This is a genomic window from Bradyrhizobium sp. JYMT SZCCT0180, assembly GCF_018130165.1.
In the GTDB taxonomy this organism is placed as follows: Bacteria; Pseudomonadota; Alphaproteobacteria; order Rhizobiales; family Xanthobacteraceae; genus Bradyrhizobium.
The window spans coordinates 155,497-180,574 of record NZ_JAFCLZ010000009.1 but is presented as its reverse complement, the minus strand read 5'-3'; the positions used below and the strand labels follow the sequence as shown (position 1 = coordinate 180,574).

General features: G+C 62.7%; 26 protein-coding genes. 8 read left to right on the top strand and 18 right to left on the bottom strand.

The window, feature by feature from the left end:
• Window positions 1-15 precede the first annotated feature (15 nt).
• Complete coding sequence (locus JQ641_RS15625; RefSeq protein WP_192735992.1) at window positions 16-420, bottom strand: (R)-mandelonitrile lyase; 405 nt, start codon at window positions 418-420, stop codon at window positions 16-18.
• 23 nt (window positions 421-443) lie between these two features.
• A complete protein-coding gene (locus JQ641_RS15620; RefSeq protein WP_211996833.1) occupies window positions 444-1,142 on the bottom strand; it encodes a ribonuclease activity regulator RraA in 699 nt (232 codons plus the stop codon).
• A gap of 287 nt (window positions 1,143-1,429) precedes the next feature.
• On the opposite strand from JQ641_RS15620, the gene pxpB reads away from it, so the two are divergent.
• The 3 genes from pxpB to JQ641_RS15605 are packed head-to-tail and all read left to right on the top strand — an operon-like array spanning window position 1,430 to window position 4,019.
• On the top strand, window positions 1,430-2,161 hold the full coding sequence (pxpB, locus tag JQ641_RS15615; protein WP_211996832.1) for a 5-oxoprolinase subunit PxpB: 732 nt from the start codon (window positions 1,430-1,432) through the stop codon (window positions 2,159-2,161).
• Window positions 2,158-3,213: a 5-oxoprolinase subunit C family protein gene (locus JQ641_RS15610; protein ID WP_211996831.1), complete on the top strand. Its 1,056-nt coding sequence runs from the start codon at window positions 2,158-2,160 to the stop codon at window positions 3,211-3,213. Before pxpB ends, JQ641_RS15610 begins: the two co-directional genes overlap by 4 nt.
• 35 nt (window positions 3,214-3,248) lie before the next feature.
• Window positions 3,249-4,019 carry a LamB/YcsF family protein gene (locus JQ641_RS15605; RefSeq protein WP_211996830.1) on the top strand — a complete coding sequence of 257 codons (771 nt, stop codon included), beginning with the start codon at window positions 3,249-3,251 and terminating at the stop codon, window positions 4,017-4,019.
• A 4-nt stretch (window positions 4,020-4,023) separates the two neighbouring features.
• On the opposite strand, the gene ggt is transcribed toward JQ641_RS15605, so the two are convergent.
• The 3 genes from ggt to JQ641_RS15590 are packed head-to-tail and all read right to left on the bottom strand — an operon-like array spanning window position 4,024 to window position 8,762.
• Window positions 4,024-5,646: a gamma-glutamyltransferase gene (ggt, locus tag JQ641_RS15600; RefSeq protein WP_211996829.1), complete on the bottom strand. Its 1,623-nt coding sequence runs from the start codon at window positions 5,644-5,646 to the stop codon at window positions 4,024-4,026.
• A 38-nt stretch (window positions 5,647-5,684) separates the two neighbouring features.
• Complete coding sequence (locus JQ641_RS15595; protein WP_211996828.1) at window positions 5,685-6,770, bottom strand: TRAP transporter substrate-binding protein; 1,086 nt, start codon at window positions 6,768-6,770, stop codon at window positions 5,685-5,687.
• Window positions 6,771-6,812: 42 nt separating this feature from the next.
• The gene (locus JQ641_RS15590; RefSeq protein WP_249150459.1) at window positions 6,813-8,762 is read right to left on the bottom strand and encodes a primary-amine oxidase; all 1,950 of its coding nucleotides are present in this window, start codon (window positions 8,760-8,762) and stop codon (window positions 6,813-6,815) included.
• A 167-nt stretch (window positions 8,763-8,929) separates the two neighbouring features.
• Here JQ641_RS15590 and JQ641_RS15585 point away from each other — a divergent pair, with 167 nt between their 5' ends.
• Window positions 8,930-9,883, top strand: a complete 954-nt coding sequence (locus tag JQ641_RS15585; RefSeq protein ID WP_211996826.1) for a helix-turn-helix domain-containing protein — start codon at window positions 8,930-8,932, stop codon at window positions 9,881-9,883.
• Here the strand turns inward: JQ641_RS15585 and JQ641_RS15580 are convergent.
• The 6 genes from JQ641_RS15580 to JQ641_RS15555 are packed head-to-tail and all read right to left on the bottom strand — an operon-like array spanning window position 9,871 to window position 15,884.
• Window positions 9,871-11,322 (bottom strand): aldehyde dehydrogenase, encoded by a 1,452-nt coding sequence (locus JQ641_RS15580; protein ID WP_211996825.1) that lies wholly within the window; start codon window positions 11,320-11,322, stop codon window positions 9,871-9,873. The two genes, JQ641_RS15585 and JQ641_RS15580, sit on opposite strands and share 13 nt — an antisense overlap.
• 39 nt (window positions 11,323-11,361) lie before the next feature.
• Complete coding sequence (locus tag JQ641_RS15575) at window positions 11,362-12,087, bottom strand: ABC transporter ATP-binding protein (protein ID WP_211996824.1); 726 nt, start codon at window positions 12,085-12,087, stop codon at window positions 11,362-11,364.
• Complete coding sequence (locus JQ641_RS15570) at window positions 12,080-12,817, bottom strand: ABC transporter ATP-binding protein (RefSeq protein ID WP_211996823.1); 738 nt, start codon at window positions 12,815-12,817, stop codon at window positions 12,080-12,082. Before JQ641_RS15570 ends, JQ641_RS15575 begins: the two co-directional genes overlap by 8 nt.
• A complete protein-coding gene (locus tag JQ641_RS15565; protein ID WP_349628562.1) occupies window positions 12,814-13,761 on the bottom strand; it encodes a branched-chain amino acid ABC transporter permease in 948 nt (315 codons plus the stop codon). The genes JQ641_RS15570 and JQ641_RS15565 overlap by 4 nt, the downstream gene beginning before the upstream one ends.
• Window positions 13,758-14,627: a branched-chain amino acid ABC transporter permease gene (locus JQ641_RS15560; protein ID WP_249133094.1), complete on the bottom strand. Its 870-nt coding sequence runs from the start codon at window positions 14,625-14,627 to the stop codon at window positions 13,758-13,760. The genes JQ641_RS15565 and JQ641_RS15560 overlap by 4 nt, the downstream gene beginning before the upstream one ends.
• Window positions 14,628-14,657: 30 nt before the next feature.
• On the bottom strand, window positions 14,658-15,884 hold the full coding sequence (locus JQ641_RS15555; protein WP_211996822.1) for an amino acid ABC transporter substrate-binding protein: 1,227 nt from the start codon (window positions 15,882-15,884) through the stop codon (window positions 14,658-14,660).
• 169 nt (window positions 15,885-16,053) lie between these two features.
• On the opposite strand from JQ641_RS15555, the gene JQ641_RS15550 reads away from it, so the two are divergent.
• Window positions 16,054-16,965 (top strand): helix-turn-helix domain-containing protein, encoded by a 912-nt coding sequence (locus tag JQ641_RS15550; protein ID WP_211996821.1) that lies wholly within the window; start codon window positions 16,054-16,056, stop codon window positions 16,963-16,965.
• A 75-nt stretch (window positions 16,966-17,040) separates the two neighbouring features.
• Window positions 17,041-17,481, top strand: coding sequence for a hypothetical protein (locus tag JQ641_RS15545; protein WP_211996820.1), 441 nt, complete (start codon window positions 17,041-17,043; stop codon window positions 17,479-17,481).
• Here the strand turns inward: JQ641_RS15545 and JQ641_RS15540 are convergent.
• The 4 genes from JQ641_RS15540 to JQ641_RS15525 all read right to left on the bottom strand — a co-directional run bounded on the left by JQ641_RS15540 (window position 17,473) and on the right by JQ641_RS15525 (window position 19,926).
• Window positions 17,473-18,180: a hypothetical protein gene (locus JQ641_RS15540; protein ID WP_211996819.1), complete on the bottom strand. Its 708-nt coding sequence runs from the start codon at window positions 18,178-18,180 to the stop codon at window positions 17,473-17,475. The genes JQ641_RS15545 and JQ641_RS15540 overlap by 9 nt on opposite strands.
• Before the next feature lie 58 nt (window positions 18,181-18,238).
• Window positions 18,239-18,433: a type II toxin-antitoxin system HicA family toxin gene (locus JQ641_RS15535; protein ID WP_211996818.1), complete on the bottom strand. Its 195-nt coding sequence runs from the start codon at window positions 18,431-18,433 to the stop codon at window positions 18,239-18,241.
• Window positions 18,430-18,708, bottom strand: a complete 279-nt coding sequence (locus JQ641_RS15530; RefSeq protein ID WP_211996817.1) for a DUF1902 domain-containing protein — start codon at window positions 18,706-18,708, stop codon at window positions 18,430-18,432. Before JQ641_RS15530 ends, JQ641_RS15535 begins: the two co-directional genes overlap by 4 nt.
• Before the next feature lie 234 nt (window positions 18,709-18,942).
• On the bottom strand, window positions 18,943-19,926 hold the full coding sequence (locus tag JQ641_RS15525; protein WP_211996816.1) for an IS1595 family transposase: 984 nt from the start codon (window positions 19,924-19,926) through the stop codon (window positions 18,943-18,945).
• Window positions 19,927-20,031: 105 nt separating this feature from the next.
• Between JQ641_RS15525 and JQ641_RS15520 the strand changes: the two genes are divergently transcribed.
• Both JQ641_RS15520 and JQ641_RS15515 read left to right on the top strand, forming a co-directional pair.
• Window positions 20,032-20,271 carry a DUF6471 domain-containing protein gene (locus JQ641_RS15520; protein ID WP_211996815.1) on the top strand — a complete coding sequence of 80 codons (240 nt, stop codon included), beginning with the start codon at window positions 20,032-20,034 and terminating at the stop codon, window positions 20,269-20,271.
• 9 nt (window positions 20,272-20,280) lie between these two features.
• Complete coding sequence (locus tag JQ641_RS15515) at window positions 20,281-21,228, top strand: hypothetical protein (RefSeq protein ID WP_211996814.1); 948 nt, start codon at window positions 20,281-20,283, stop codon at window positions 21,226-21,228.
• A gap of 108 nt (window positions 21,229-21,336) precedes the next feature.
• On the opposite strand, the gene JQ641_RS15510 is transcribed toward JQ641_RS15515, so the two are convergent.
• The 3 genes from JQ641_RS15510 to JQ641_RS15500 all read right to left on the bottom strand — a co-directional run bounded on the left by JQ641_RS15510 (window position 21,337) and on the right by JQ641_RS15500 (window position 25,067).
• The gene (locus tag JQ641_RS15510; RefSeq protein WP_192736006.1) at window positions 21,337-21,489 is read right to left on the bottom strand and encodes a hypothetical protein; all 153 of its coding nucleotides are present in this window, start codon (window positions 21,487-21,489) and stop codon (window positions 21,337-21,339) included.
• A 198-nt stretch (window positions 21,490-21,687) separates the two neighbouring features.
• Entirely contained in the window at window positions 21,688-23,286 is a 1,599-nt protein-coding gene (locus JQ641_RS15505) for a sulfite reductase subunit alpha (RefSeq protein ID WP_211996813.1), read from the bottom strand.
• Window positions 23,283-25,067 (bottom strand): NirA family protein, encoded by a 1,785-nt coding sequence (locus tag JQ641_RS15500; RefSeq protein WP_211996812.1) that lies wholly within the window; start codon window positions 25,065-25,067, stop codon window positions 23,283-23,285. Before JQ641_RS15500 ends, JQ641_RS15505 begins: the two co-directional genes overlap by 4 nt.
• Window positions 25,068-25,078 lie beyond the last annotated feature (11 nt).

Genomic DNA, 25,078 nt, shown 5'->3' with positions numbered 1-25,078 from the left:
TGATCTGTTCCCGCTCTACCCGACCTTTGCCGCATACTCGGCGTCCGTGACCTTCTCCATCCAGGTCGCGTAGCTGCCGTCGAGTGCTTCCTGCATCGCGATGTGGGTCATGCCGTTGGTTGGCGAGGCGCCATGCCAGTGCTTCTCGCCGGGCGGGATCCAGACCACGTCCCCGGGCCGGATTTCCCGGACCGGCCCACCCACGGCCTGCACACGGCCGATCCCTGAAACCACGTACAGGGTCTGCCCGAGCGGATGCGAGTGCCACGCCGTACGCGCGCCGGGCTCGAAAGAGACGCGGGTGGAAACCAGCCGCGCCGGCGCCTCGGTGGCGATGATAGGATCCTGCCAGACCGTACCGGTGAAATAGTCGGGTGGAGCCTTGCGCGTCGGCCGCGAGCCGGAGACGTGGATATCCATGGCGTTACCTCGCTTTGTTGACGTTATTTCTTGCTCGCCGCGTAGCGCGCCTTGGTCTCGGCATTCATCGGGTAGAGGCCGGGCAGCGCCGCGCCGTTGTTCACTTCGTTGACGATCCAGGCTTCCATCCGCTCCTGCTCGGCGCCTTCGGCCAGGATGAGGTCGAGGAACGCTTGCGGGATCAACACCGCGCCGTCCTGGTCGGCGACCACGACGTCGTTCGGAAATACCGCAACCCCGCCGCAGCCGATCGGCTCGCCCCAGCCGACGAAGGTCAACCCGGCCACCGACGGTGGCGCCGCGTAACCATCGCACCAGACCGGCAGGCCGGTGCCGAGCACGCCCTCGACGTCGCGCACGACGCCGTCGGTGATCAGCGCCGCGACCCCGCGCTTGACCATGCGCGCGCACAGGATGTCGCCGAAGATACCGGCATCCTTGACGCCCATGGCGTCGACCACGGCAATGCAGCCCTGCGGCATCGCTTCGATCGCCGTCCGGGTGGAGATCGGCGAGGACCATGACTCGGGGGTGGCGAGATCTTCGCGCGCGGGCACGAAGCGCAGCGTGAAAGCCGGTCCGACCAGCCGCGGCTGTCCCGGGCGCAACGGTTTGGTGCCGCGCATCCAGACGTTCCGCAGGCCCTTCTTCAGCAGGACTGTGGTGATGGTGGCAGTGGACACGCGGGACAGGGTCGCGATCGCTTCAGGGGTCAGGGACATCGGTAAGGCAACGCTCCAATGGGAGGGATCAAAAGGTAGCGCATCTTGCGGGGCGCGGGCATCGCGTCAAGGGTTCGTTCGCAGCGGAGCGATCACAACAGCTTATCGCTGCCATGCAGATTAATTTATTGAACTTGCTCAATGATTTCGCACGAAGCGAATTCCACTGGCGCGCGAAACACGCTACAGCTTGATCTCAGCGCAAGAGTCCCTGAGGCAGTCCCTGAGGCAGTCCCTGAGACAGTCCCCAGCCAGTCCTGAGACAGATCCGAGGCAGTACCGAGGCCATGGCCGCGACGCTACCCCCGCCCCGCCTTTTGCCCAGTGGCGACAGCGCCATCACGGTGGAGTTTTCCCGCAACATCGATGATGCCGCCAACGGGCGGGTGCTCGCGCTCGACCGCGCGATGGCAGCGACGCCAATCGAGGGCGTCACCGAGACCGTTCCGACCTATCGCTCGCTGCTGGTGCATTACGATCCCGTGCGAATTTCATTTGAAGCGCTTGGCGAGCAGATCCTGGCGCTGGCCCAGCTGCCGGTACCGGAGGCGACAAAGGCCCGGCGCTGGCGTATCCCTGTGGTCTATGGCGGCGAGCACGGCGTCGACCTCGAGGACGTCGCCAAGACGCTCAAGACCACGCCCGACGACATCGTGGCGCGGCACGTCGCCGGAGACTACCGCGTCGCCATGATCGGCTTTACGCCGGGCTGGTCCTATCTCTCTGGCTTAGCGGCCTCGATGCAGATGCCGCGGCGGCAAAATCCGCGTCTGCTGACGCCGGCCGGCACGGTCTCGATCGGCGGCGTACAGACCGGCGTGCAATGCCTGGCCGGCCCGAGCGGCTGGCATCTGCTCGGACAGACTGCAGTCCGAACCTATCAGCTGCATCGCGATCCGACTTTCCTGCTGGAGCCCGGCGACGCCATTACGTTCGTGCCGGTCGACAGCAAAACCTTTGCCGAGCAGGACCGCGCCGCGGCAGCGGGCGAGATCGTGGCCGAGTTGATGCCCTCATGAGCAAGCTCGTCATCACCTCCATCGGCCCGGCCAGTTCGGTGCAAGACGGCGGCCGCCCCGGCTCGCAGCGCTATGGCCTGGTGCCGAGCGGCGCGATGGACCGGCTGGCGTTGGCGGCGGCCAACACGCTGGTCGGCAACGAGCTGTTTGCAGCCGCTGTCGAGATCGGCCCGTTCGGCGCCGCCTTCACCGCGCGCGGCGGTGCCGTTCGCATCGCGCTGTCAGGGGCGTCACGCAACGCCGACATCGCCGGACGCCCGGTTGCGATCGATACGTCGGCGACGCTGGCCGACGGCGAGACCCTGACGCTTGGCTTTGCCCGCAGCGGTTCGTTCAGCTACCTCGCCATCGAGGGCGGCATCGCCGGCGAGCCTGACTTCGGCAGCCTCGCCGTCAACGCCCGCGCCGGGCTCGGCAGTCCCTACCCGCGGCCGCTGCAGAGCGGCGACGAATTGCAGACGAAACCGGCCAGCGGCGCGCCGGAACGCCGGATCGAGCAGCCGGCCACGGCAGAGGCGCCGATCCGCATCGTGTGGGGGCCACAGGATGACGAATTCGGCGATGATGCCAAAAAGCTGTTTATCGACAGCGAGTGGAAGATTTCGGCGACCAGCGACCGCATGGGTTACCGGCTCGAAGGCTCCGTCATCAAGCATCTGCACGGCCACAACATCGTTTCCGACGGCACCGTGAACGGCAGCCTGCAGGTTCCCGGCAACGGCCAGCCGATCGTGCTGATGCCGGATCGCGGCACGACCGGCGGCTATCCCAAGATCGCGACGGTGATTTCCGCCGACTTCGGACGGTTTGCCCAGACGTCGGCCGGCCGCGTCTTTCGCTTCAAGGCCGTGAGCATGGCTGAGGCACAAGCCGCGGCAAGAAGGTTTTGGGAATTGCTGCGTTCCCTGCCTGACCGGCTGCGGTCAATCGAAAGCTTTGATCTCAACATCGACGCGCTGCAAGATGCCAACGTCGCCGGCTATGCCGTCAGCGCCGTCGACGCAACCACCTGGCAGGTCGCCTCGCCCGCGGACGTATCGGGACCGGACTAATTCAATATCCACTCACCAAGAAGCGGACCAGCACCATGACAACCATCGACCTCAACTGCGATCTCGGCGAAGGATTTGGCGCGTGGGAAATGGGCAATGATGCCGCGATGATCGAGCTTGCGACCTCGGTCAACGTCGCCTGCGGTTTCCATGCCGGCGATCCCGATATCATGCGTCGCACGGTCGAGCTTGCGAAGGCGCGCGGCGTCAGCGTCGGCGCTCACCCCGGCTACCGCGACCTGCACGGTTTTGGCCGGCGGCCGATGCCCGGCCTGAAATCATCCGAGATCGAGAACCTGATCGCCTACCAGATCGGCGCGTTGCAGGCGATTGCGACCGCGGCCGGCCACAAGGTCACCCACGTCAAGGCGCATGGTGCGATCTCCAATGTCGCCTGCGAGGACGACATGACCGCACGGGCGATCGCCAACGGCATCAAGGCGGTCGATCCCAATTTGATTTTCGTGGTGCTGGCCAATTCGAAGCTGGTGACCGCGGGAGAAGCCGCCAACCTGCCGATGGTGCACGAAGTGTTCGCCGACCGTGCCTATGAGGACGACGGCCAGCTGGTGTCGCGCAAGAAGCCGGGCGCGGTGCTGCATGATCCCAAGATGATCGCCGACCGGGTGGTGCGGATGGTGCAGGACGGCGCCGTGGTCTCGGTATCAGGCAAGGTGATCAAGATGCGCACCGATACCGTCTGCATTCATGGCGATACGCCAGGCGCGGTCGAGATCGGGCGCGGCGTGCGTCAGGCGTTGAAGGAAGCCGGGATCGCGGTCGCACCGTTCAAGACGGCGCACTGAAGTTTCAGTATCCGATCGCGGCGCCGTCGCTGCGCGGGTCCGAACCGCCGCTCAAGGTCCCGTCCTGCGATGAGATGGTGATGCCATGGGCGTGGCCGGCCATCTCCTCCCACGGGGCCCAGAGATGGACGGTGTGGCCCCGTTGCTCCAGCGCACGGATCGTGTCCGCGGGAAAGCGGTTTTCCATGTGCAGGGTATCGCGGGATTCGCCGAGGGCGAAGCGGCCGGAAAGGAACCGCGGCAGTTCGATCGCCTCCTGAATATCGAGCCCGTGATCGATCATCGCCGAATAGAGCTGCAGCTGGATCTGCGGCTGGCCATCCGCGCCCATGCAGCCCAGCACGCTGCAGAGCTTGCCGTCGCGTTTGGCCATCGAGGCGATCAGGGTGTGCAGCGGGATTTTTCGGGGCTCGAGCCGATTGGGATGATTGGGATCGAGCGAGAAGTACGCGCCGCGATTCTGCAGCACGACGCCTGTGCTACCCGCCACCACGCATGACCCGAAGCCGCCATAGAGGCTCTGAATGAGCGAGGCCGCGTTGCCGTCGCGGTCGACCGCTGCGATGTAGACGGTATCGCCGGCCAGGCTGCCGAATGACGGCACCTCATCCCATTTCAGTGCGCGCGCCGGATTGATCAACCGGCCCCGCTTGCGCGCGTAGTCCTTGCTGATCAGCGTTTCGACCGGCACATCAGCAAAGGCTGGATCTGCAAGCACCAGATCGCGGTCATGATAGGCAATCTGCTTGGCCTGCACCATCAGATGTAATCGGTCGGGTCCGAGCAGGTCCATGCGGTGCGGTTCGAGCGGCTCGACCAAATTGAGCATCTCGATCACGGTAAAACCCTGCGTGGGCGGCGGCGTGTTGAAGATGGTGACGTCGCGGTAGCGGCCGGTCAGCGGCATACCCCAACTCGCCTGTTGCGCCTCGAAATCTCCGGGCTGAAAGAAACCGCCTTGCGCTTGCGAGAAATGCACCATTTCAGCGGCGACGGGTCCCTCGTAAAAGCCGGACCATCCATGATCCCCGATCGCTTCAAGCGTCCTCGCCAGATCGGGATTGGTGAGCCTTGTGCCTGGCGCTGGCACCGCACCACCGGGTAAGAAAATCCCGGCGGCTTCGCGTTGCTGAACGAGATCGTCACGCATCATCTCGATGAAGCTCGCCAGCCGTCCGGTGACCGGAAAGCCTTCGCGTGCATAGCCGATCGCAGCTTCGAGCACGCGCCGCAGCGGCAGCCGGCCATGGGCCTCATGCGCCGCGACCCAGCTTGCAACCGCGCCCGGTACCGTCAGCGTCGCCGGAACGATCCCGCGCAGCGGGATTTCTTTCAGCCCTCTCGCCGCCATGGACGCCAGCGACGCGCCCGCTGCCGCCTTGCCGCCGCCGCTCAGGTAACTGATCTCTCCGCTGCGGCCGTCATGCGCGAGCCAGAACGCATCGCCGCCAAGCCCCGTCATGTGCGGATAGATTACCGCCAGCACGGCGCTCGCGGCAATCGCGGCATCGACGGCGGATCCTCCGGCGCGAAGCACGTCGACGCCGGCTGAGGACGCCAGCGAATGCGGTGACGTCACCATGCCACGAGGCGCGAGCGAAACCGGCCGCCCGGTGCGAATATCCAAATGCGTCTCCGGTTCTGGCGAACGCCGGCGATGTCGGCCTAGCCGCGGCTTCGCCGGATCATGTAATTGTCGTAGGTGGCTTCGCAGACCTGATGCCACTGATATTGCTCGTTGCGGAACGCCGTCATGGAGTCGTTCAGGGCTTTAAACTTGGTGTTCTTGGCCGCGACCTCGGCGAACAGCTCATTGGTCTCCTTGAAGCAGGCGTCGAGGATGTCGGTCGAGAATGGCCGAAGCTGCGCGCCGGCGGCGACCAGGCGTTTGATCGCCTGGGCGTTGCGGGTGTCATATTTGGCGGTCAGGTCGGCGGCCACCTGCGCCGCCGCGATCGTCATCATGTCCTGATAGACTTTTGGCAGCTCCGCCCATTTGGCGCTGTTGATGTAGAGAAAGCCGTTGGCGCAGCCTTCCCACCAGCCGGGATAATAGTAATAGGGCGCGACCTTCAGGAAGCCGAGCTTCTCGTCGTCATAGGGGCCGATCCATTCGGCAGCGTCGATCGTACCTTTTTCGAGTGCAGGATAAATATCCCCGGGCGGAATCTGCTGCGGCACGACGCCGATGCGGGCCAGCACCTGCCCGGCCACGCCGCCGACCCGGAATTTCAAGCCCTTGAGATCATCGAGCGTCTTGATCTCCTTGCGGAACCAGCCGCCCATCTGCGCGGTGGTGTTGCCGAACGGCAGGCCGTAGATGCCGTAGGGCTTGTAGAGGTCGTTCAAGAGTTCGAGCCCGCCGCCATAGGCGAGCCAGGCGTTCATCTGCCGCGTGTTGAGCCCGAACGGCACGGCTGTGCCGAACGCGAACGCCAGATCCTTGCCGATGTAGTAGTAGGACGCGCTGTTCCCCATCTCGACGGTGTTGTTGGCGACCGCGTCAAACACCTGGAACGCCGGTACGATTTCGCCCGGGCCATACACGCTGATCTGGAATTTCTGCTCCGACAGATCGGCCATGGCCTTGCTGAACATCTCGCACGCGCCATAGAGCGTATCGAGGGATTTTGGGAACGACGTCGTCAGCCGCCAGCGCACGGTTGGAGCGGACTGTGCGATCGCGGGCGCGCTGACAGCCGTTGCGGCGGCGGCAAGACCGGCACCCCTTAGAAGCTTCCTGCGGTTCATGGCCCATCTCCTGTTTGGATCGGATGCGAAACCAGTCGCGTGTCAGGCACAGCACGCCCCCTTCTCCCTGACGTCGCGGCTTGCGTCGTTGCGATCGGGCGGCAAATCCATCGCCGGATTCTCGGCGAAAAATCCGTTCGGCTTGAGGGCGAACCCGACATATTCGACCGGCATGACCGGAAAATCCTCGGGCCGGCAGACATGGGTCGCGCCAAAAGTGTGCCAGACCACGATGTCCTCGTTTTCGATTGCCCGGTTCTGCGCCACGTATTTCGGCAGACCGTCGCCGCCGGCATGCTGGTTCGGGAATTCGCCGCTGGCATAGCGTTCGTCAGGCGCATAGCGCGTGACCCAGAGGTGCTTGGTGGCAAAGCCGCCACGCGCGGTCATGTAACAGTTTTCCTGCGCCAGCATGACCGGCGCCGCGTGCGCCAGCAGCTTGTACCCGGTCGGCCCGCCGACGCTGTTGGTCTGGTTGGGATTGACGATCTTCCAGTAGCGCCCGGTGCGGCCGTCGGCCTCGCGGGCCGCATCCTGTTCGCACGCCAGCGTTCGCGCTGTGGTGTCGAACACGTTGCCGTATGGATTGTCCTTACCGAAGGGCCGTGGCTTGAATTCGTGCTCGGTGACGCTGTTGCGTTCGCCATCGACCATCATGTGCAGGCGCGCGTTGAAGAAGTGCTGGTGCGTCGGACCGCCCAGCCCTTCCGCGACCATGCCGCCCCAGGGATAGGCCTGGCCGGGCGCCACCGCCGCGGTCTGGATAATGCCGGTCAGCTTGACTTCAAGCTGGATCGAGCCGTCCTGATAGAAGTACCAGTAGAAGCCGTAGTCGTAATTGCCGACGGTCGTGAAGAACGAGATCACGAGACGGCGGGAGCGCCGCACCTCGAACGTCTCGTTGCGAAACTCGTAGTGCTTCCAGAGGATGCCGTAATCCTCCTCGTGCAGGCAGATCGCGTTCTTCATGACAGACGGCTTGCCGTAATCGTCGGCGACCGGCACATCGAAATAATGGATGTGCCCAAGGCAATCGCAGCCGAGCTCCAGCGCATTGGCGAGCTTGCCCAGACCGTACTCGCCGGCGTCGAACGCGCACTTCCAGAAATGGTTCGCGGTCGGGTCGGCATAAGGAACGATCATGTCGCTGACACTGGCCCGATAGATGATCGGTCGCTCGCGTCCGCTGTCGTTGAAGCCGATCTGATGCAGTACGAGGCCTTCTCGCGCCGTCCAGCCGACGCGGAACGACCAGTTCTGCCAGGAAACCTTCCAACCCTCGACGGAGAAACCAGGACCGTCTTTCTGCACGATGTCGAGCGGCTTGACGTCCTCGCGCATTTTCGGGATCGACGCGCGATCATAGTTGCGAGACCGCTTCGGGATCGGGACGATTTCCGACTCGTCCACGAGCTGCACGACCTTGTCCTCGATCAGGTCGACCAGCGCGACTACGCCCTCGATCGGATGGGCATAGCCATTGTCCTTGATATCGCGGCGCCAAAAGGAAACCCCACTGACGAGCCTGCGGCCCTTCTCGACGTCGCGGTCGAAATAACCGGCTGAGAACGGGTCGACCTGGACCAGCTCGATGTCTTCGTCCGTCAGCCCGCGACGCTTCATCGCGTGCCGCCAGCCGGCATCACGCTTGACGATGTCGCCGACCTTGAACACCTCCTCGATCGTGACTGGAGGCTGGCCATAAGGATGCGCCTTGGTCGGATGCTCGCGCCATGCCGTCACCTGCCGTGACCCGAGATCGACGGTTGCGACATGGGTCGCCCCGGTCTTGCAGTCGAACAGCGTGACCGCCGCCTGCCGCGCAAGCCGCATACCGGGCGTCCATCCCAGAATGTCGGCCTTGGCCGGTTCCTCCAACTGGATATGGGAAAAGCGGGTATTCGGGCCGAGCTGTTTGACGGTCCGCAGCACCTCGCATGCCAGCGTCACCTCGGCCTCGCTGAGCGGATCAAGAGGATGCGTGACGGCCATACCGGCCGGTTCTCTCGTCAGGTCCATATTCACACCTTGCAACATTGGACCGCACGTTAGGGTAACCAGGGTGCACCGTCTTGAATGAACCTGCCAGCTTTTCGACCTTGCCAGCCGGCCCGAATTCGGGCGACGGTGAGCCATCACCTTGTGGAACCGCATCCGCGATGCCGATCAGCGTCTCGACAGACCAAATCCACCCCGCCGAACGCCAGGCGTTCTGGACCGAGTCGATCTGCCGGTCATTCGCCCATGTCGATACCAGGCCGATCGGCCCGACGCTGCTCAGCGGTCGCTATGAGTTCGTCGAAGTCGGCAGCGTCAAGCTGGTCCGTTTCGACAGCAGCCCGCAATGCTACAGCCGCGACGCGAAGCTCGTCAGCAAGTCGGGCTCGGACGAATTCATGTTCGATTTCCAGCGTCGCGGGCGAAGCTCGATGGCGCAGGCCGGCAACGAAGGCACGATCGAGCCGGGATATGGCGTGCTCTATGACGCGCGGCGGCCGTTCGAGGATCGGCTCGATGGACCCGAACAACGTTCCGAAGTGCTGATCGCAACGGTTCCCGCCGCAACGCTGCTCCGGATGTTTCCGCAAGCCGAGCGACTGTGCGCAAGACCCGTTCCTCTGTCGGGCGCCATAGCGCGTTCGATCGCGGCGTTCATTCGCGCTGCCATCCGTCTGTCGGATGCGCGGCCAGGCCAGGCCGAAACGGATATCGCCGCTTATCTGTCGACCCTGCTTCGTCTCGCAACCGGTGACGACCACGGGCTTACCCGCACCGAGCTGTTCGGCCTGATCGACACCTACCTGAGGGGAAACATTGCAGCGATCCGGCCGGCCCCGGCGATTGCGGCCGCCTTCGGCGTTTCGGAGCGGACCTTGCATCGCGTCTTCGCCGACCACCAGACGACGTTTGAACGCCACGTGCTCCAGCTGCGCGTCGATCACTTTCGAGACCTCCTGCAGCAACCTGCCCTGTCGCAAACTTCAATTGCCGCGCTCGCCATGCAATGCGGCTTCGCCGACGCAGCGCACGCGACCCGGACGTTCAGGAGTTTCTTTGGCGTCACGCCGCGGGATTTCCGCGGCGCGATCCCTGCTCAGACTCAGATCGGATAATGCTGCGGACCGGTCTCGATGGTGATCCAGCGCAGTTCGGTGAACTCGGCGATGCCTGCCTTGCCGCCGAAACGCCCATAACCGGACGCCTTCGTCCCCCCGAACGGCATTTGCGCTTCATCGTGCACCGTCGGGCCGTTGACATGACAAATGCCCGACTCGATCCGCTTGGCGACCTCCATGGCGCGGGCGATATCGCGGCCGAACACTGCCGCTGACAATCCATATTCGGTGTCGTTCGCGACCCGCACGGCCTCATCGACGCTGTTCACACGCACTATACTGACCACCGGACCGAACGATTCCTCGCCATAGATCCGCATGACCGAGGTGACGTGATCGAGCACGGTGGCCGACATCAATGTCCCCTCCGACCTGCCGCCTGCGACGACGCGCGCGCCCTTAGCTACCGCGTCCTTGATCAGACCCTGAATGCGATCGACGGCGTCCGCGCCGATCAGCGAGCCCAGCGGCGTGCCGCCCTTGCGCGGATCGCCCGCCACCAGCGAGTCGGCCTTGGTCGCCAGCTTCGCGACAAAAGCGTCGGCGACCTTGTTGTCGAGCACGATCCGCTCCGTGGACATACAGATCTGTCCCTGGTTCATGAACGCGCCGAACGCGGCAGCGGCGACCGCGGCATCGATGTCAGCGTCATCGAGCACGATCAGCGGCGCCTTGCCGCCGAGTTCGAGCAGTGCCGGCTTGAGGTACTTTGCCGCCGTCTGGGCAATGATGCGGCCGACGCGGGTCGAACCGGTGAAATTGATGCGGCGCACCGCGGGGTGCGCAATCAGGGCCTCGATCAGATCGGGCGCATCTTCAGGTGCGTTGGTGATGACGTTGACCACGCCGGGCGGCAAACCGGCATCGCGCAGGCACTCCGCGATCAAACGGTGGGTGCCGGGGCAGATTTCCGAGGCCTTCAGAATAACCGTGTTTCCGCACGCGAGCGGCAGCGCCACGGCGCGGACGCCGAGGATCACCGGCGCGTTCCAGGGCGCGATGCTGAGCACCACGCCGGCCGGCTGCCGGACCGCCATCGCGATACAGCCCGGCTTGTCCGACGGGATCACCTCGCCCGAGATCTGCGTCGTCATCGCGGCGGCTTCGCGCAGCATCCCCGCTGCAAGCATCACATTGAACCCGGCCCAGCCGGCGGTCGCACCTGTTTCAGTCGCCATTAGTTCGATGAACTGCGCCGTCTTGGCTTCGAGCGCGTCGGCGGCCTTGAGCAATATCTTTCGGCGCAGACCCGGCCCGGTCGCCGACCAAGCCGGAAACGCTGCCGCAGCTGCATCGGCCGCACGTTTGGCGTCGGATATCTGCGCGGCGGAAGCGCGGGTAGCGACTTCGCCCGTGATGGGGTTGAGGCGGTCGAACGTGACGCCGTCAACCGCCTGGACGTCCTGGTTTTCGAGCAGCAGACTGATCTGGTTCATGGCGTGATCCTCCGTGTTTTCAGGTTGTTTTCGTGAATTTCAAAGCGCGCTTGCGACGATGCCGCCGAGATAGGCGCGCTGTACGGCATCGTTGGACATCAGCTCGGTCCCCGTACCGCTGCCGGTGATCTTGCCGTTCTCGATGAGATAGCCGCGATCGGCGATGGCGAGGCTTTCGCGCGCGTTCTGTTCGACCAGCAGCAGGCCAACGCCGCTCTCGCGCACCTTGCGCAGGCTTGCGAACAATTCGCGCACCAGGAGCGGCGACAGTCCGAGCGAGGGCTCGTCGAGCAGGAGCACGTCGGGATTGGACATCAGCGCGCGACCGATCGCGACCATCTGCTGCTCGCCGCCGCTCATCGTCCGCACCGTCTGTCCGAGCCGTTCACCGAGGCGCGGAAACAGCGACAGCACCCGCTCCCGCCGCGCCGCCTCCCCGTCACGCGCGCGCTTCGGGTTGGCACCCAGCAACAGGTTTTCCGCGACCGTCAAATCGGCAAAGATGCCGCGGCCTTCCGGCACCAGCGCCAGACCTGCCTCGACGATCTCGTGCGCCGGAAGACCTGCGATATCGCGCCCTGAAAGCGTGACGCGCTTGCCGGGAAGACAGGCCACGATGCCGGCGATGGCTTTCAGCAGCGAAGTTTTCCCCGCGCCATTGGCGCCGAGGATGACGACGATTTCGCCGCGGCCCACGCTCAAGCTTGCGTCCGTCAACGCGTGGTGCTGGCCATACGTGACGCCGATATTCGCGACCTCAAGCATTGGCGGGCGCTCCGAGATAGGCCTCGATCACAGCGGGATCGGACAGCACCTTGTCCGGCGTCCCCTCGGCAATCTTCCGGCCGCTGTTCATGACCACGCAGCGATCGCAAAGCGAACGGATCGCGTCCATGACGTGTTCGACCAGCAGGATCGACAGGCCTTCGTCCTTCAGCGAGCGGATCAGCGCAATGCCGATCAAGAGCTCCGAAGGATTGAGCCCGGCCAGCCACTCGTCGAGCAGAAGAAGCCGCGGCTTCAGCGCCAGCGCGCGGGCCAGCTCGAGGCGCTTGCGGTCGATATAGGTCAGTTCGGTCGCCATGCGCTGATCGGCATCTTTTAACCCGACCCGCTCCAACAACCGGATGGCGGCAGCGTCCATTTCGCCGCGTGCGAGGCGTGCCGGATGAAAAGCGAGGCCCGCCCTGACGTTCTCAGCGCAGTTCATGCCGTCGAGCACGCGGACCAATTGAAAGGTTCGCCCCAAGCCAAGACGCGCGATGCGATGCGTCGCCATGCCCGCAATGTCGTGACCGGCGAAGTGGATCGCACCGGAATCCGGACGCAGCACGCCCGAGACGAGGTTGAGCGCGGTGGTCTTGCCTGATCCGTTCGGACCGAGCAGCCCAACGATCTCGCCGGAGGCTACTGTCATATCCAGCGCATTGACGGCAACAAGGCCGCCGAACGCCCGGAGCAAGCCTTTGATCTCAAGAACAGTGGAAGCCGTCATGCTTTGGCCCCCTGCTCAATGCGCTGCGGCCGCCATTGCCGCCGGAAATTGTCCCACAGGCCGACGACGCCGGCGGGCAGCGCGTACACGATCAAGAGGAAGATGACGCCCATGATCAGCGTCGAGGCGGTCGGAAACCGCGCCGCCAGGAACTCGAACAGCAAGGTCAGCGGAATGGCGCCGAGCGCCGGTCCCCACAGCCGGTGCGCGCCGCCCAGCAGCGCCATGATCACGACTTCAAAGGAAATCGTGGCGTTGAAGGCGATCGACGGCTCGATATAGGTCCAGCGCGGCGCCATGATCGCGCCGACCAGCGTCATGAACACGGCGCTGATCGTGAATAGCGTCACCTTGGCAATGGTGACGTTGATCCCGCAATGTTTTGCGACGGTTTCGTCCTCGCCGATGATGCGCAGCGCAAAGCCGAGCCGCGAGCGCGCGATCAGCCAGCCGATCACGAACACCGCGACCGCCAGCACGAGAAGCTGCCAGTAGATATCCTTCTGGGTGATATCGACGAACACGTAGCGGCCGAGCACGCGGGACTTGTTGACTTCGAACCAGATCACGAGCTGGCGAATGAGTTCGGCGAGGCCAAACGTGAAGATCACGAAATGCAGGCCGCTGAGCCGCAGCGTGGAAAGGCCCACAATCACGGCCATCACCGCGCCGATCGCGGTCGCGATCAGCAGCACCACTGGCCAGGGCAGCAGCTCGCCGAGCACCGCCACCGTATAGGCGCCGACCCCGAAAAACGCCGTCGTTGCCAGCGAGACATAACGCGTTGGTCCGGAGAACAGGCCCCATGCAGTCGCCAGCACGGTGAATTGCAAAAGCCCGATCGCGAGAGCGAGGTAATAGGCGTCGACGTACGTCGGCAGCAGCGCCAGCACGGCGAGGCCAACGCAGGCCGCGAGCGCGGCGGCAAGGCGCATGGCGCTCATCGCTGCGCCCTCCCAAACAGGCCCGCCGGCTTGACCAGCAGCACGCCGAGGAACAGCGCGAAATTCACCGCCAGTGTCAGGCCCGGATCGACAAAGGTCGCGACCAGCGATTCACTCAGGCCCAGCGCAAGCCCGGCGACCAGACAGCCAAGCAGATTGCCGACGCCGCCCATGACGACCACGATCAGCGCCTTCATGGTGAAGATCACCCCCGATGACGCGCTGAAGGTCAGAAACATGCTGATCAGAACGCCGGCCGCCGCCACCAGCGCGCCGCCGAGTGCGAAGGCAAATGCGGAAGTTCTGACCACATCGATCGCCACCAGCTGCGCGGCCATCGGATCGACCGCAACCGCGCGGATCGATGTGCCAAGCCGGGTGCGGGTCAGCGCCAGATAGAGCGCCAGCCCGACCGCTACCGCCAGGCCGAACGCGATCAGCCGGTTCAAGGCGAGGATTTCACCGAACAGGCTGACCGGGATCGCGAGGAAGGAGTAGCTGAAGTAAGCACCGCCGAACATCGACAGCATGATGCCCTGCACGATGAACATCATACCGAAGGTCGCCAGAATGCTGTCGACTTCGAGCGCGCCCCGCGTTCTTGCCCGGCGCACCAATGGCGTGAGCAGGACGCGGTATAGCAACAGGCTCACGCCGAAACCGGCGGGAATGACGAGCGCCAGTCCAAGCAACGGGTTCAATGCCCATCCCGTGAACAGCCAGTAGGACGCAAAGGCCGCCGCGACGAGAAACTCGCCGTAGGACAGGTTCATGATCCGCGCCACGCCATATTGGAGCGTCAACCCCATGGCGATCAGCGCGTACATGCCCCCGAGCATCAGGCCGGTGAAGATGGCGTTCGTCATTTACTCAGTGCCGTCTGGAGCAATCGCCGATCACGGCGCCTTCCAGGCCGGCTTCGGAATAACAGGCGTCCGCGCGCCTTCGTTGGCGGCCGGTGCGACGCCGTAGAATTCGCCGTCCTGCCACTGCCCGACCCACCAATATTTGGTCGGCAGGTTGTTCTCGAACTTCACCTTGCCGATGATGGTGTCGAAGGTCCCGGTCTGCAGATCCTTGATGACGGCCTCACGGTCGATCTTGCCGACGCGCTCGATCGCCTGCTGCAGCATCTGCAGGCTGGCGTAGGTCACCGCACTGGCCCAGCGATCCGGCTCGGCGCCGTTCGCCGCTGACGCCTTGTGGCGCGCAAGATAATCCTTGATCGGTGCGCTGTCGCCGCTCCAGCCGCCGATCCCCATCACGCCCTGCGCATTGGCGCCGAACTTCTGCTTGAACAGAGGAAAAGCCGTGCCGACGCCGGTGTAGAAGATTTTTGGATTGAAGCTCGCGATCCGCGCCTGTTCGGTAATCCCGAGCGTATCCGGCGGATAGCTGAACGCGATGAAGACGTCGGGATTGAGCGCCTTGACCTCGTTGACAATCGGGCTGAGGTCCTGCGTGCCGACCGGATAGGTCTTGTCATAGGCCAGCTTGAAATTGGCTTTTGCCAGTGCAGGACGCGCCGCGCCCGACAGGTCGATGCCAAAACCGTCGGCGACGCTGACCATGGCGACGGTGTCGCCGATCTTGCCTTCACCCCGCAGCTTGACCAGGAGATCCACCAGCGTGTTGGCGGCGCCGGCGCTGGTGCCGAGCAGCCAGAAGCTGTTGGGCCAGCGTTTGGCCAGTTCAGGCGCGCGGTCGGTCACCGCGGTCGATGCGAGATGCGGATAGCCGGCCTTGTTGAGGATCGGCCCGACCGCGAGATTGAGGCCGGTGCCCCAGGGCGGCAGGATGAAGTCGACCTTGTCCTGGGTGATCAGCCGCTCGAGCGACCGCGCCGCTTCTTCGGCGCTGGAGCGATCGTCATATTGGACAACCTCGATCGGCACGCGCTTGTCGCCGAGCTTCAGGCCGCCCGCGGCGTTCACTTCCTTCACCCACATTTCGTAGTTCGGCAGCGTCGTCACCGCGGCGCCGCCGGCATTGGGGCCGGTGCGCGAAATCGCGTATCCGATCTTGACCGAGCTCTGCGCCAGCGCCGGCCCGTCGGCTGCGAAAAGGGCCGCCCCGGTGACGGCGAGTAATCCCGCTGCGAAGCGGGTGACTGATGACCCCATGTTCTCCTCCCAGAGACTTTTGCGTCCATCGCCTTGGAAGCGGCGTTCGACCGGATGCAGCCTATGGGAGTGCTCAGGCCATAGAATTGGACGTATCCGGGGATTGATTGTATCCTCCCGTCAAAGACCGCCTGCGACAAGCGGTAGATTGTCACGGTTGGGGGATGCCATGCAGTTGGGTTCGGTGCTGGAAGCCTTTGCGGAGAAGCCGATTCCGGCCCTCCATGCGGAGCGGTTTTCCGCCAGCCTTGCGCCGGCCCAATGGGTCATTCGTCAGCGCGGACTTCGCCGTTCCCATCTCATGGTGATCGAGGCGCGGCGTGGCGCCGTTGCGCTGCGCGGCACCCATGTCGCGTTTGAAGCCCCGGCGCTGCTGTGGCTGCCGGCAGATCTCGAGGGCGATCTGCAGGTCGAAGCCGGCGCGCAAGGTTATCTGATCGCGATCTCCGAAGATTTTCTCACCAAGACCGTCGCCGGCAGCGCCGAGGCGCTTCACCTCCGCCGCACCATCGACCGGCTTGTGCTCTTGAAGGCGGGACAGGTCGGCGAAGCGTTCAGCGCCGTGCTCCATGGCTGCGACGCGCTGGTGCGCGAACTGCATTCTCCCGGGCGTGGCAGTGCTACGATGACGTCATCGCATGTGCTGCTGCTCTGCCTGCATCTGTGGCGCTCCGTCATCTCAGGCGAGCCGCCCGACGAAGCCGCGCACCGGGGTGACGGCACCCGCCTGGTCGGAAATTTTCTCCAGATGGTCGAATTGCATTACCGCGATGGCTGGCAGGTCGCGCGTTATGCGGCCGCGCTGGGCGTTACCGAGGACAAGCTGCACGCCCACTGCAAGCGCGAGAAAGGCGTCAGCCCTCGCGCCGTCGTGCATCTGCGACTGATCGAGGAGGCCTGCACGCGCCTGCAGCAACTCGATCTTCCGGTCGAGCAGATCGGCTACGGTCTTGGATTTCGTGATCCCGGTTATTTCAGCCGGTTCTTTCGCAAGCACCAGGGCGTTTCGCCGGGCGTCTACCGGCGTCGTTCTCGACTGGAGCAGATGCGGCGCGGCGCGTCTTACGCGGCCTGGCCGTAACGTAACGTTTTCGAGCGCGGTATTATGGCGCAAACGCCACAAGAAAAATGAAGGGTCCACCGCCATCTAGGCGGCATGCCCCACGCCAAAATACTAACCAAGCAAGCCCTCTATACCCTCAGCCAACTGCATAGCGAGTTGGCGGGGAAGCTCTCCGCCAACCAGCGCGAGACCAAGCGGCTACGGCTGGCCATATTCCAGGTCGAAGCCGTCATGAAGATGCTCAGCCCGGACTTCAATATCCGGCTGATAGCGCCCAAGCGGCGGAATGTGGGCAACCCCTGGTTCAAGCGCGGGACGCTGGCTAGGGCCGTCATAGATACGCTGCGGAGGGCTGACGGGCCTATGACGGCCGACGATATATGTAAGGCGCTGCTGGCCGGGAAGACGCCAGCCGCCACCCGGAAGCAAGAGAACAACCTACAGGCGGCAATCTTGGCGGCCCTTCGGGCGCGCAAGGGCGGTGCGGTAGTTGCGGAAGGCTTCCCGCAACGCTGGCGTTTAACGTCAGGATGACGCCGCCTGAGTGGGGTGCCTTAAGTCTACGTCGATGAACTGGAGCATCCGGTCTGACAGTTGCCGCCTCTCAACCCAATATTGAGAGTCGGTAGGGTGATCTATCGCAAGCCACACTATCGACCCCCGCTCGGAAATCCCCGACGGCATTAGGTGAGATCGGTTCGGGTCGTCTTTATCGTACATGCTGTAATCGGGGGTGGCATCCAGCTCCGGAAACTGTTTCATCCGTATCGGGGCCTTCATTTCCTTATCTTTGGGAATCTCATATTTTTCGATCGGCATTCGCAATCGCTCAAAATCTGCGAACAGCGATTTGAAGTCATCACGTAAAGAAACGTCACGGGTTTGCAGCCCCACCTTCCGAGAGTGGGTCTCGCGCTGCCGGATAGACCGCAGAATTTCGTAGCCAGCCCCCACCCAAGTCTCAGAGAACGCGACTTGATAGGCATAGGCAAAATCAATTCCGTTGCCATCAGGATTAGTCGCGATCCGCTCCTGCAATTCGTCCTCTAAACACCGCAATAGCAGGTCTAGCTCGCCAAGCTTTTGGATATTGGCCCACATCCCGACCAAGCCCGATGGTGCCAGACGACCAGATAGCGAAGTCCAGCAAACGCTGGTTTCGTGGTACTTGGAACGAGCAATCGCGAACGCGGATTCTATGAACTGAGAAACAGTTGGTTTGATCTCAGGCATGGCAGCAGCCTCTAGGGCGGGCCATGCGTGCAGGCACCTGCACGGCCAAAGTTTACGGTCAGAAGCCCTTAGGAATTCCAGCCTGCTTTAAGACGGCATTGGCGGTATGCCGTGACTTGATCTTATTATCGACGGTGAAGCGGATGCCGGAGTGAGGGCTAAACCATATCTCATGGTCCCCTCGACCATGACGAACAAAATAGCAGCCAGCGTCCTCCAGAAGTTTTTTCAACTCCGGAGTGAAGCTGTTCATGCTGCTTGAGCGCCAACCCTAACTCGTCTTGAGTAACTGGCTATCACTTCAACGGGGATATCGAAGCCCTCGTCGTTGTCGTCGCAATCGTCCAAAAGGTCACGGATAAGATCGGGCAGTTTTGCGTCCAATTCATCTAGGCTGGACGCTTCGGTGACGAGGCCGGGAAGGTCTGGACTTTCAGCAGTCCACACTTTCACCTCGCTATCCCAAGTCGCTCTAACGACGATGAGATGGCCCATTTTAAAATTACCCCCTGCGGATGAGGTTTTCATCAAAGCAGTCCTTGTGAGTCATGGCAACCGTAGGCGGAGCAGGATGCCAGACAACGCTTTAAGCCTTAGTTAGTCGCGTCACACTAAAAAATAAGGCCCTTAGTTAGTATAACACATTGATTTGATGGACCATTTTGCTGGGTCGGGTTACCGAAACTTCATCTTGGGTTACCGCTCTTGTGGGCCACCTGTAGCCCAATAGGGTAATTTTCTCGCCCCAATGTGGTTTTTGCCTCACGCCTCCCGATGCCGCTGCCAGTAACCGGTGAAGTCCACTGACTTGCCGCGCTTCATTGCCAGCGCTGCTACACGGCTCACCTGATCGCCATTCGAGACGCGGCGGTTGTCCTCCCGCCATGACGACTCCTGCGCATAGCGCAGCAGGTACGCGCCAGCGATATGGTGGTGGATGCCGATCTCGGCACGGCGCAAGCGGCTGAAATATTCTTCAGCATAGTTCGTGCAAGCTCCGTCCAAGGAGTAGGCTTCTTGGTGATTGATTCGTTTCATTTCAAAGCGTTCGTGAAGTCCATCCCAAGAGGAGGCTTCGTCAGCATGAACGACCGTACCCTTGGCGATCCGAGCACGGATGAACGCGGCGGCTTGGCTTTCCGAGCCAAAAACTGCTGGCACAGAATTACCGCCCCGTTCACGGACGATAACTACGACCTTCCGTTTCCCATTTTGATTGCGGGCATAGCGGCGGTCGCGGCGATATTCTTTCTGATTTGCTGGCTTCACATAACCTCCAAAATAACCGCCATCTACTTCGGCCACCCGGCCTTCGCCGCCGACAACGCGACCCTTCATTTCCTCAGCCATTGCTTCACGTAGCTTGTGCAATAGGACGAAAGCGGACTTGTAGGAGAGGCCCAGGTCGCGGCTGAGAGCCAGCGCGGACTTGCCCTTCACTTCGTTGCAGAACACGGCAATGGCCGCCAGATAGCCACGCAGGGGCAGCTTGTGGCTGGCGAACAGTGTCCCGCTGGTGATGGTGAAATCCTTTTTGCAGCCCTTGCAGCGGAAGCGGAGTGCTCCATTTGGGCGGCGGGCTTCGTAGGCTTCGACCGAACCGCAGGACGGGCAAACCGGAGCACCATTCGTATCGGCCCAGCGGATAGCTTTGAAGGTCGTTTCGGCTTCCCCGTCAGTCATGCGGAAGACCTGAGCTAAGCTCAGGGTCTTTGCCGCTTTGCTGAGGAGGAAGTGTTGGGCCACGTTGTTACCTAACGAATACGATAGCTAACGAATATGATAGGTTTGACACTAGGTCAAGCGCAATCTATCATTTCCGTTAGGTAACATATTCGTTAGGAGGGGCCGATGGGCCTTGCAAAGACTGAGGAGGAATGGGCTACCCGCGCCAGCGCCTTCCTGAAGGCCAAAATGAAGGAAGCGGACGTAACCTATGCGGATTTAGCCAAAAGACTGAGGAAACACGGCCTAAAGGAGACCGAGGCCGGGATCACCATGAAGCTCAAACGGGGGACGTTCTCGGCAATATTCTTTCTGGCGTGTATTGCGGCCCTAGAACTCGAACAGGTAGTGTTGGAGGAAATCTAGGGGGCGGTAATGAAACGGCTGCGGTTTGGTTTGCTGTTTCTCATCGTTGCGCTCTATTTGCCAGTCGCGACCGCACTATCCCAAACTGACCATAACGCCGACGCTCAGAAGACCGAGCAGCCAGAGGCTATAAAACCCGATGCAAAGCCAGAGGGACCGCCGCCCTCTGCCCATAAACCCGAACGCAGCACCGAGGAGCGGGGTAAGCACGAAGAACACTGCGAGTATCGGGGGCCAGCTTGGTTCTCGGGCTTCTATTGTTTCTTCGCGCTCCATGACAAGTTTTGGGTCGCCTTCGGAACATTGATCCTTGCCGTAGGAACGGCAATCTTGGGCTTTGCGACAGTGTTCCTGTGGCGCGCTACGCGCCAGTTGGTTTTGGACGCCAAAGAAGCCAGCCAAAAGCAATTTACGGTCTCCGTGCTGGCTGCAAATGCCGCGAAAGAAACTGCCGATACCGCCAAAACCCAAGCCGAAGTGGCCCGCGACACCCTTTTCACAATGAGGGCGCAACTGCGGGCTTATCTCGTTGTTGAGGCGGATACGATTGAGGACTTTGAGACCGGGAGGGTCACAATGGGCCGCTTCTGGATTCGCAATGTGGGGCAAACCCCGCCGCGCGATGTCATTATGGCGACTGGCGTAGAGGTGGTCCCACGCGGACAAATCCCCACATTTGATGCCCCGCCTGCCGACGATCTCCGGGCGGAGCCAAATGCAAGAAGTGCCAATTTCTTCGAACAAATTTTGACCACGAAAGCCGCAACAAGGGTATTCCGCCAGGACGAAATAGACGCCGTTCTCGCTGACCGAAGCCGCGTCTGTGTGGGCGGTCGCGTTTATTACAAAGACATTTTCGGAGATGAGTGGCGCACGGATTTTCTGTACGTGTACTCCGGTCCAGAGACACGGACCATGATCCCGCAGCAGTACCAGTCCGGCAACAGGGCCACCTAACAGGATTGCGGCCAGCGCCGCGCGCGCCCACATGGCGCGCTCTATCTAATCAGGTTCCTCCCGGCCGCTTGTGGCGTTTGCGCCATAATACCGTTCGAGCGAAGCAAATCAGAACGGATGAACCGAGAGCGAGCTGAAGACGATGGCGGCGATGAGCGCAAACGAGCCGTAGAGCGCGGCGGTATGGAATCCGGTTCCGGTCCGGCGGGACAGGGAACGTGCATAGAGGTGCAGGCGGGCTTCCGCCGATAGTTCGCGCATTGTCGATTTCCAACGCAGCATGGGCTGCATATGGAATATCGTTCGCGCCAACTTGCAAGCGGGCCCGAAAAATAGTGATACGGCCCCTCCTCCGGACTCACTTTCCAGTGAAAAATTCTCTTGGCCCAATTCGGGCGAGAATTTTATTCGGGTCGATTTGAGCGAATTGGAACCCGCGGCGCTACGATTGTACCCCCATCAATAAACGTCCTGCTGGAACCTGCCCTTCTTCTTGAGTTCCGCGACAAACAGGACGGCCTCGTCGGTGGACCGGGCGCCGAACTGAGCGACGATATCGACCAGCGCGCGCTCGACGTCCTTGGCCATCCGCTTGGCGTCGCCGCAGATGTAGACGTTGGCGCCCTCGGCCAGCCACGTCCACACTTCGCGGCCGACTTCACGCATGCGGTCCTGCACATAGAACTTCTTGTCGCCGTCGCGCGACCACGCCAGCGACAGCCGCGTCAGCAGCCCCGACGTTTTCATCGCGTTGAGTTCATCCTGGTAGAAGAAGTCGCAGTCGCTGCGCTGATGGCCGAAGAACAGCCAGTTCTTGCCGGGCGCGCCGGTGGCGCGGCGATCATGCAGGAAGGCGCGGAACGGCGCGATGCCGGTGCCCGGCCCGATCATGATGATCGGAATTTTCGGATCCTCCGGCAGCGCAAAGCCGTGGGCCTTCTGCACGTAGACTTTGACCTCGTCGCCGGGCTGGATGCGTTCGGCAAGGAAGGTCGAAGCAAGGCCGAGCCGCTTGCGCTTGTTGATGACGTAGCGAACGCAGTCGACCGTCAGCGAGAGTCTTCCAGGCGTCGCGTTGTGCGAGGAAGAGATCGAATAGAGCCGCGGCTGCAACGCTTCCAGCGCTTCGACGAAGGCTTCGGGATGCGGCCGCACATTGGGAAACTTCTGCAGCACCGCCATCACATCGAGCGTCGCGGCATCGCCGTCGGGATCTTCACCTTGCGCCAGCGCCCTCGCCTTCTCACGCTGTGCGCCGCCGGTGAGGTAGGAGATCAGTTCGAACAGCGAATCCGGCGCCGGTGCCAGCGAGACATCGTCGAGCAACACTTCGCGCAAGGTCTTGCCGCGGACTTCGGTAGTGTGCGAGGCGCCGAGCAAGGCAATGATCTGATCGACATTGCCGAGATCGTTGCGGGCGAAGATGCCGAAGGAATCGCCGACGACATAATCGAGCCCGCAGCCCGACAGGTCGAAGTCGATGTGCCAGGTTTCCTTTTCCGATTGGCCCTTGTTGAGCAGATAGCGCCCGAGGAATTTGGCCGGCGCGGGATTGTCACGTGAACGGCCCGGCTCTCCGACGACCGCGGGCGCGGCAGCGGCAGGTGCCGTGGCAGCCGCCGATGGTGGCGCCGCCGGTGCCTTGTCCAGTTCCTCATACAGCGATTTCAGCATCCGGGCGGTTTCCTTGCCGCCGGGGACGCAGAGATTGAGCCGCGCCTCGGTCCTGCCGGCGATCGCGTCCGAATAGTCGTTGCAATTGTAGCCGCACTGGCCGCAGTCCTGCTGCGCCATCGCCGCCATCATCTTCCGCCGCAGCGGGCGGCCTTCCGCCAGCTTCATGCGGTCGGCAATCGGCATGGTCTGGTCGTGCCACGGCGCGCCGTCATCGACGTCGCCGCCGTCCATGACGGCGGCGCCCTGCTCGGCCGACAACGGCGTCGGCGCGTCGGACAAGAGACCGGCAAAGAATCCGTTCAGCCACGAGCGCTGCGCTTCGGAGAACGGCGCGCTGGAGGGAATGATCTCGATCTTGGGTGGCGGCGTGATCTGGTTCATGAGGAAACCTCAGCGTCGGCGAGCTTGCGCAGCGTCTCGCCGTCATGGCGGCGCGCAAAACTCAAAAACGTTTCATCGGGTGAAGCACGATTGGCGAGATAGGCCTTCAGCAGCCGCTCGACATAGACAGGCACGTCCTCCGCCATGACGTCGCGAAACACCTCCTGCCCGACATCGGCGTCCGGACCGAAGCCGCCGCCCGTAAAGACATGAAAGCCATCGACCGTGTCGTCGGTATCGCCGACCGGGACGCGCGCGCCGATCATGCCGATATCGCTGATGTAATGCTGCGCGCAGGAATGGTGGCAGCCGGTGAGATGGATGTTGATCGGCGTCTCGATCGGCGCCCTCGGATCGCACCAATCCGCGATCCTGGCGGCCGTGCGCTTGGTGTCGGCAAGGCCGAATTTGCAGCCCGCGCGGCCGGTGCAAGCAATCAGGCCGGCGCGGAGTTCAGAAGTCCCGATCGCAAGCCCGATCGCCTCGATTGCGGCCGTAGCCAGCGCAACCTTGTCGTCGGGCACACCCGGAATCAGCAAATTCTGCCAGACCGTAAGGCGGATATCGCCGTCGCCGAGATCCTGCGCGATCCTGGCGAGGCCACGCATCTGATCGCAGGTCACTTTGCCGAGCGGCAGAGCGACGCCGATCCAGTTCAGGCCTTCCTGCTTCTGCCTGTGCACACCGATATGGGCGGTGCGGTCGAAATTGGGCCGTGGCGCCAGCGCCTCCGCCGGCACGCGCGTAAACGCGTCGCCGAGTTTCTCCTCGACCAGCACAAGGAATTTTTCCATCCCCATGCCGTCGATGACATATTTCAAACGCGCCTTGAGCCGGTTGGTGCGATCCCCGAGATCGATGAAGACGCGGACAATGGCATCCGACACCCTGGTCGCATCTGCCGGCTTCACGATGATGCCTGTATCGGCGGCAAAATCCCGGTGACCGGTGATGCCGCCGATGCCGAGCTTGAACCAGACGCCGGGCTCGACGCCGAAACCGTCTTTCACCTCGACGGCGGAAAACGCGATGTCGTTGGTGTCTTCCAGCACCGCGATCTTGCCGGCGCCGTCGAAGGCGACGTTGAACTTGCGCGGCAATCCCGTCAGCGAACGGTCGTTGAGGACGTGATAGTGCCACTCGCGGGCGTATTCGCGGGTGTCGAGAATTTCCTGCGGATCGATCCCCGCCGTCGGCGTCCCCGTGACGTTGCGGATGTTGTCGGCGCCGGAGCCGCGCGAACACAGGCCGAGGTCCTGAATGCCTTCGATGAGCGCCACGGCGTTCTTCGGCGGGATTTCGCGCACCTGCAAATTCGCCCGCGTGGTGACGTGGCAGAATGGGCCGCACAGCTGTTCGGCGAGGTCGGCCATGCCGGCAAACTGCCAATGCTTCAAGATGCCGTTCGGGATCCGCAGCCGGCACATGTAGGAATCCTGCGCCGGCCCCACGTAAAACAGGCCGTAATAGCGCCAGCGGAAATTGTCCGCCGGCGACGGCCGCGCATCGACCAGCGCCTGTTGTTTCAGCCGCGGATAGACATCGAACGGATGCTCCTCGCGCTTCCACTTTTCCTGCTCGACGAGCTTCTTGCCGGCGGCGGTAACCCTGTCCTGTGCCTTGATGTGCGCGGCCTCAGGTCCGCTCGGCTCGGCATTCGCCTTGCCCGAACCGCCGCCGAGGCCGCGCCCGACCCTGCTGATCTGCAGGCCGGTGGTGAAGCCTTCGAGGTAGCGCTTCTGCTCGTCGGTAAAGTCGACTGTGAGCGTTTCCATTTTCATCTGACGTGACG

What these genes read in the sequence shown, in the direction of transcription:
- JQ641_RS15535 (WP_211996818.1), bottom strand. Translation starts at nt 18,433, where the DNA reads ATGAACAGCTTCACTCCGGAGTTGAAAAAACTTCTGGAGGACGCTGGC.
- JQ641_RS15560 (WP_249133094.1), bottom strand. Translation starts at nt 14,627, where the DNA reads ATGACGAACGCCATCTTCACCGGCCTGATGCTCGGGGGCATGTACGCG.
- JQ641_RS15565 (WP_349628562.1), bottom strand. Translation starts at nt 13,761, where the DNA reads ATGAGCGCCATGCGCCTTGCCGCCGCGCTCGCGGCCTGCGTTGGCCTC.
- JQ641_RS15545 (WP_211996820.1), top strand. Translation starts at nt 17,041, where the DNA reads ATGCCCCACGCCAAAATACTAACCAAGCAAGCCCTCTATACCCTCAGC.
- JQ641_RS15590 (WP_249150459.1), bottom strand. Translation starts at nt 8,762, where the DNA reads ATGGCCGTCACGCATCCTCTTGATCCGCTCAGCGAGGCCGAGGTGACG.
- JQ641_RS15550 (WP_211996821.1), top strand. Translation starts at nt 16,054, where the DNA reads ATGCAGTTGGGTTCGGTGCTGGAAGCCTTTGCGGAGAAGCCGATTCCG.
- JQ641_RS15610 (WP_211996831.1), top strand. Translation starts at nt 2,158, where the DNA reads ATGAGCAAGCTCGTCATCACCTCCATCGGCCCGGCCAGTTCGGTGCAA.
- JQ641_RS15620 (WP_211996833.1), bottom strand. Translation starts at nt 1,142, where the DNA reads ATGTCCCTGACCCCTGAAGCGATCGCGACCCTGTCCCGCGTGTCCACT.
- JQ641_RS15585 (WP_211996826.1), top strand. Translation starts at nt 8,930, where the DNA reads ATGCCGATCAGCGTCTCGACAGACCAAATCCACCCCGCCGAACGCCAG.
- JQ641_RS15515 (WP_211996814.1), top strand. Translation starts at nt 20,281, where the DNA reads ATGAAACGGCTGCGGTTTGGTTTGCTGTTTCTCATCGTTGCGCTCTAT.
- JQ641_RS15510 (WP_192736006.1), bottom strand. Translation starts at nt 21,489, where the DNA reads ATGCGCGAACTATCGGCGGAAGCCCGCCTGCACCTCTATGCACGTTCC.
- JQ641_RS15605 (WP_211996830.1), top strand. Translation starts at nt 3,249, where the DNA reads ATGACAACCATCGACCTCAACTGCGATCTCGGCGAAGGATTTGGCGCG.
- JQ641_RS15505 (WP_211996813.1), bottom strand. Translation starts at nt 23,286, where the DNA reads ATGAACCAGATCACGCCGCCACCCAAGATCGAGATCATTCCCTCCAGC.
- JQ641_RS15575 (WP_211996824.1), bottom strand. Translation starts at nt 12,087, where the DNA reads ATGCTTGAGGTCGCGAATATCGGCGTCACGTATGGCCAGCACCACGCG.
- JQ641_RS15570 (WP_211996823.1), bottom strand. Translation starts at nt 12,817, where the DNA reads ATGACGGCTTCCACTGTTCTTGAGATCAAAGGCTTGCTCCGGGCGTTC.
- JQ641_RS15530 (WP_211996817.1), bottom strand. Translation starts at nt 18,708, where the DNA reads ATGAAAACCTCATCCGCAGGGGGTAATTTTAAAATGGGCCATCTCATC.
- JQ641_RS15500 (WP_211996812.1), bottom strand. Translation starts at nt 25,067, where the DNA reads ATGAAAATGGAAACGCTCACAGTCGACTTTACCGACGAGCAGAAGCGC.
- pxpB (WP_211996832.1), top strand. Translation starts at nt 1,430, where the DNA reads ATGGCCGCGACGCTACCCCCGCCCCGCCTTTTGCCCAGTGGCGACAGC.
- JQ641_RS15625 (WP_192735992.1), bottom strand. Translation starts at nt 420, where the DNA reads ATGGATATCCACGTCTCCGGCTCGCGGCCGACGCGCAAGGCTCCACCC.
- JQ641_RS15540 (WP_211996819.1), bottom strand. Translation starts at nt 18,180, where the DNA reads ATGCCTGAGATCAAACCAACTGTTTCTCAGTTCATAGAATCCGCGTTC.
- JQ641_RS15580 (WP_211996825.1), bottom strand. Translation starts at nt 11,322, where the DNA reads ATGAACCAGATCAGTCTGCTGCTCGAAAACCAGGACGTCCAGGCGGTT.
- JQ641_RS15595 (WP_211996828.1), bottom strand. Translation starts at nt 6,770, where the DNA reads ATGAACCGCAGGAAGCTTCTAAGGGGTGCCGGTCTTGCCGCCGCCGCA.
- JQ641_RS15520 (WP_211996815.1), top strand. Translation starts at nt 20,032, where the DNA reads ATGGGCCTTGCAAAGACTGAGGAGGAATGGGCTACCCGCGCCAGCGCC.
- JQ641_RS15555 (WP_211996822.1), bottom strand. Translation starts at nt 15,884, where the DNA reads ATGGGGTCATCAGTCACCCGCTTCGCAGCGGGATTACTCGCCGTCACC.